The following is a 4,928-nucleotide window of genomic DNA, read 5'->3' on the forward strand; positions in this document are numbered from 1 at the left end:
CCCGCCACGGCGTGCACGGCAGTGACGCCCTCGGCCAGTTCCTCTGCGGGCAGGCGGCGCGGCGGGTCCGGGTCGCGGGTGTAGATGACCCCGGCGCAGGCCGCGTCCAGCATGGGCATGAGCAGCGCGGCCATGGGAGTTTCCGCGTCGGCCAGCCCGTGCAGGATGCGGTAGGACAGGGCGCGCGGCTGGTACTTGGAGGCCACCACCCGCTTCCAGGCCATGCCCGCGTGGCCCGGCTCCACCCCCAGCACGCTGGCGTACTGCCCGGCGAAGGATACCGGGCCGTCTTCCGCCACGGCGCTGCTGCGCACGGCCAGCGGGGTGCGCTGGGGGCTCATGGCGTAGGCGGCGGTCAGGATGTCCTCTTCCAGCCGGGGCGGCAGTTCCGCCTCCAGGATCATGGCCCGCAGTTCCTCGGAAATGACGGCCAGTTCGTCCGGGCGCGACAGGCGCAGGCGGCGCAGGCGCGCGTCGATGGGCTCGCGCAGTTCGTTGTGTTCGATGAAATAGTGGTAGGCGGCGGCGGTGACCACCGTGGCGTCGGGCACGGGCAGCATGGACTGGCTGCGCACGGCGGCCAGGCGCGCGGCCTTGCCGCCAGCGCGGTCCGGGCGCTGGTGCGCCTCTGCCAGGGGAATGACGTAGGGCGGGGCCAGGTCCGGCTCCGGCACACTGACGGCCATGCGCATGTAGAAGGCGATCTTGTTGCAGTAGTCGGCAAGGCCCATGTACCGGGCGGGGTTCATCTCCATCAGCTGGCCCAGCATGGAGCGCACCGCATCGTCCAGTTGGTCGGCCAGTTCGACCACGCGCGACCAGTCCACCTTCTCGTTGCCGTAGCGGATGTCCTCCAGTTCGGCGATGAGTTCGAGGCTGCGCGAATCGTGCCGCAACAGCTCGCGGAACGCGTTGTACTTGCGCCGCAGCAGGGTGCCGGGCGCGAAGACCTGGTAGGTCCAGTGACGGAACAGTTCGCCGATGGCCATTGCGCTCCCTTGGGCTGTCTGTGGTGGAAGTGGCGGACGGATGCGGAACCCCGCCTCGGCGGCGTCAGCCGCCCAGCACCTCTGCCACCTTGCTTTCCAGTTCGTCCTTGTCGATGGGCTTCACGCAGTACTCGTTGGCGCCCAGGCGCAGCGATTCGCGCGCCGTTTCCAGGGTGGGGTAGCCGGTCAGCATGATCACCCGGATGTCCGGGCGCAGCTTTTTCATCTCTTCCAGCACCTCCACCCCGGTCATGCGCCGCAGCTTCATGTCCAGGATGGCCAGGTCCGCGCCCTTGCCGCGCACGTGGGCGATGGCCTCTTCCTCGTCCGTGAACACCGAGACCGCGTGGCCCTTGCGCTCCAGGATGCGCTTGATCAGCACCCCCGCGTCGATGACGTCGTCCAGCACGATGATGTCCGCCATGGGCTTCCTTCTTTGTTTTCTGCTTCTTGTTCCGGGGCGTGTGTTGTTCTTGTCCGCCTCCGGCGGGCTGGGGGCATCTGTCCCCTGCACCCCTTTAAGGAAAGATTACCCGACAAATAAAAAGTTTAGGGGGGGGCAGCCGTTGGCGAGCTTGCGAGCCTTACGGCCATCGTACGCAACGCGCGAGTCTTGCGGATGAGGACCGCAGCGCGTCAAAGGCCCCCCTCTCCGGTACCCTTTCCTTCTTGTTTTTCTTCCGGCTGCACCTTGGCCCGGGGGTCGGTATCGGGCAGGTCGGCGGCTCCCAGGGGCTCCAGGGGCAGGACCACGCGGAACACGGTGCCGGGGCCGCGCGTTGCGCCCTGGGGCATGTCTTCGTCGATGAAGCCGGGAGGCAGCGGGCTGTGTGCTTCGATGAACCCTTCGTGGTCTTCGATGATGCCGAAGGACACGGACAGGCCGAGGCCGGTGCCCTTGCCCACGGGCTTGGTGGAAAAGAACGGGTCGAAGATCTTTTGCAGGTTGGCTTCGGGGATGCCGGTGCCGGTATCGGCGAACCAGGCGGTGACGGTCATGTTCACGATGTCCAGCCGGGTGCGCACCTTGATCAGCCCGCCGCCGGGCATGGCGCCGGTGGCGTTGTTCAGCAGGTTCATCCAGACCTGCTTCAGCTTTTCGGGCGCGCCGTAGATGACGGGCAGCCGGTCGTCGAGATCGGTGAGGATGGTCACGTTCTCCAGCGAGAAGGTGTGGCGCACCAGGGTGACCACTTCCATGACGGAGTTGTTGAAGCACATCTCCTTTTTCTGGCTTTGGGTCTGGCGCGAAAAACCCAGCAGGTCGGAGACGATCTTGCGGCAGAATTTGGCCTGTTTCTCGATGATCTGCAGGTCCTGGTGCATCTGGGCGTCCGGGGGCACGTCCTCTTGCAGCAGTTGCGCGTAGCCGAGGATGATGCCGAGGGGGGTGTTGATCTCGTGCGCCACGCCACCAGCCAGTTTGCCGATGGATTCCATCTTCTGCGACTGGATGAGCTGGTCCTGGTAGCTGCGGATGGCGGTGATGTCGCGCGCGGTGGACAACACGCCGATGATGCGACCGGTTTCGTCGGACACCGGCACCTTGACCAGGTGAAACCATTCGTCGCGCCCGGGGCCGAAATCCGGGGCGGCGTTGCTGCCGCCCGCAGAGGGGATGACGTCGCGGTGGTCCTGCGCCTCGCGGTAGATGGGCATGCCGGAGGTGAGGACGGCGCGGTTTTCGGCCACACGCATTTCTGCCGTGTCGCGCGGAAAGATGTCGAAGTCGCTCCTGCCGATGATTTCCGGCGGGGTCAGGCCCAGCGAATCGGCAAAGGCCTTGTTCACGGAAAGGTAGCGCAGGTGTTCGTCCAGCAGGGCCAGCCGGTCGGGGGTCACTTCCAGGATGGTGCGCATGATGCCCTGCTGGCGCGTCAGGTCGCGCTCGGTCTCGCGCAGTTCGGCGATGTGGGCGCGCAGGGCGTGGGCCATCACGTCGAAGGTGTCGGCCAGTTCCTCTATCTCGTCACCGGCAAAGGTTTCGTACACCTCGCACTGGCGGCACTGGGCGAGTTTGGCGGGGTAGGCCCTGCCGTCGCAGCCCGCGCAGGCGGTGCCCTTGACGTACCAGCAGCGGCGCTCGGTGTCGCCGTAGGCGGGGCAGTCGGTACGGCCGCACAGCCGCTGTTCCCAGCAGTTGCGTCGGGCGGAGGTGGTGGCGGGCAGGTGCAGGTTGCCGCGCACGATTTCCTCTGCGTGCTCCTTCAGCGCGCCGATGCGGGCGGTGATGCGCTTGGCGAAATGGGCGCTGATGACCACGGCCACAAGCAGCGCCACCACCGAAAGCCCGCTGATGGCGAAGATCATGCCGTTGACCACGTCCAGCACCTTGGTGCGCGAAAGCCCGATGCGGATGGCGCCGAACTCGCGCCCGCCCACCATCACCGGCGCGGCAAAGTCGTAGATGCGCTCGCGCCCGGTATCCAGCAGGCGCACGGCAAGGTGGCCGTCCTCGGAGGCGTTGGCCTCCAGCAGGTCCAGCGGGAAGGTGCGGCCAAAGGTGTGGGCCAGCACCTGGCCCCGGTCATCCATGATGAAGGCGTAGACGATGTCGCTGTCCACGTTCAGCAGTTCGTCCACCAGGTTGCGCAGGCGCAGGAAGTCTGTGGACAGCATGGGGTCTGCCGCGCGCAGGGCCAGGTTGGTGGCCAGCACCGCGCCGCGCCGCTTGCTTTCCTCGATGAGGGCGTTGGCCGCGATGCGCGTGACGAACAAGGCCAGCAGCGCGGCCACGAACAGCACGATGAGCGTGATGCCGAGGTTGAGCTTGCGGCGAAAGTTCAGGCGGCGCAGCAAGTTCATTCCAGCCCCACCTTGGACGGGTCGAGCCGCAGCTTGGAGAACAGTTCGCGGCAGGGGTCGTAGTCGCGGTCGGTGGTGGGAATGATGCCGCGCATGCCCGCGGCGGCCAGGATGCGTTCGTGCTCGGGGTCGTTTTCCGAAAGCGCGAACAGGGCGCTGGCGATGCGCCGCACGATGTCCGGGTCCAGCCCCTTGCGCGCGGCATAGACCCAGCTGGGGTATTCGCGGGTGTTGGCCACCACCTTAAGGGCGGAAAGGTCCACCTTGCCTTCCAGGATGCCCAGGGTGCCTTCGCGGATGGAGGCGATGTCGTAGCGGCCCGCGTACACGCCCAGTACGGCCTTTTCCTGCTTGCCGCCGGGGCCGGGGGCAAAGGCGATTTCGGCAAAGTCGCTTTCCGACAGGCCCTTGTCGCGGAAATGGCCCAGCACGAACAGGTAGCCCCCGGCGGAATAGGGGTCCACGGCGATCCACCGTTTGCCCCGGCAGTCCTGCTCGTTCCTGATGGCGGTGTTGTCGGCGCGGGCGATGATCTGTCCACGGAAGGTGGCCCGGCCAGAGGGTTCGACGATGCCCGCGAAGGCCTGCGCGCCGCTTTGCGCCAGCAGCACGTAGGTCATGGGGTTGGAGAAGGAGATGTCGATCTCGCCGCGCTCGACCATGCGGCGGTGCGCCTCGAAGGTATCGGGGAACACCTGGCGGATGGCGAGGCCCGTGACCTTTTGCAGGTATTCCACAAGGGCGCGGTGGCGCAGGTACGAGGTGGAGTGCGAATACTGCGGCAGGTAGGCATAGGTGATGGCGGGCACGGCTTCCGGCGCCTTCACCTCTGCCCGGCGCGTCATGTCCACCGGGGTCACGGGTTCGCTGTCCCACCACAGCTGGATGGCGGCGGCGATGACCATGACAAGGGCGGTTATGGCGAGAAAGCGCGTGCGCACCGTGCAGCTCCGGATGGAAAGAGGGGCCTAGCCGCTCCGGCCGTTCTGGGTGGCCCCGGTGACCCCATGGGTCTGGTTGCCCCCGGCAGTCTCGTTGATCAGGCTGGCTGGGCAGGCAGGGCCGTCAGCGGCGGGGCCGGAAGGGGCCGTGGCTTCGGGGGCCGCGTCGGGGATGGCGCCGGGCGGCGGCGTG

At 67.0% G+C, this 4,928-nt stretch carries 4 protein-coding genes; all 4 read right to left on the reverse strand.

All coding sequences use genetic code 11. The features are described from left to right. A partial coding sequence (locus tag FVW20_RS07545) for a PEP/pyruvate-binding domain-containing protein (RefSeq protein ID WP_231038951.1) occupies positions 1 to 989 on the reverse strand: 989 nt, incomplete at its 3' end. Between the two features lie 64 nt (positions 990 to 1,053). Further along, positions 1,054 to 1,413, reverse strand: a complete 360-nt coding sequence (locus FVW20_RS07550) for a response regulator (protein ID WP_116307205.1) — start codon at positions 1,411 to 1,413, stop codon at positions 1,054 to 1,056. Positions 1,414 to 1,625: 212 nt separating this feature from the next. Further along, positions 1,626 to 3,794, reverse strand: a complete 2,169-nt coding sequence (locus tag FVW20_RS07555) for an ATP-binding protein (protein ID WP_196608948.1) — start codon at positions 3,792 to 3,794, stop codon at positions 1,626 to 1,628. Then, a complete protein-coding gene (locus FVW20_RS07560) occupies positions 3,791 to 4,735 on the reverse strand; it encodes a phosphate/phosphite/phosphonate ABC transporter substrate-binding protein (RefSeq protein ID WP_196608949.1) in 945 nt (314 codons plus the stop codon). Before FVW20_RS07560 ends, FVW20_RS07555 begins: the two co-directional genes overlap by 4 nt. Positions 4,736 to 4,928: the final 193 nt, after the last annotated feature.

Origin of the sequence: Nitratidesulfovibrio oxamicus (assembly GCF_015731765.1) — a bacterium.
Lineage (GTDB): Bacteria > Desulfobacterota > Desulfovibrionia > Desulfovibrionales > Desulfovibrionaceae > Cupidesulfovibrio > Cupidesulfovibrio oxamicus.

What these genes read in the sequence shown, in the direction of transcription:
- FVW20_RS07550 (WP_116307205.1), bottom strand. Translation starts at nt 1,413, where the DNA reads ATGGCGGACATCATCGTGCTGGACGACGTCATCGACGCGGGGGTGCTG.
- FVW20_RS07555 (WP_196608948.1), bottom strand. Translation starts at nt 3,794, where the DNA reads ATGAACTTGCTGCGCCGCCTGAACTTTCGCCGCAAGCTCAACCTCGGC.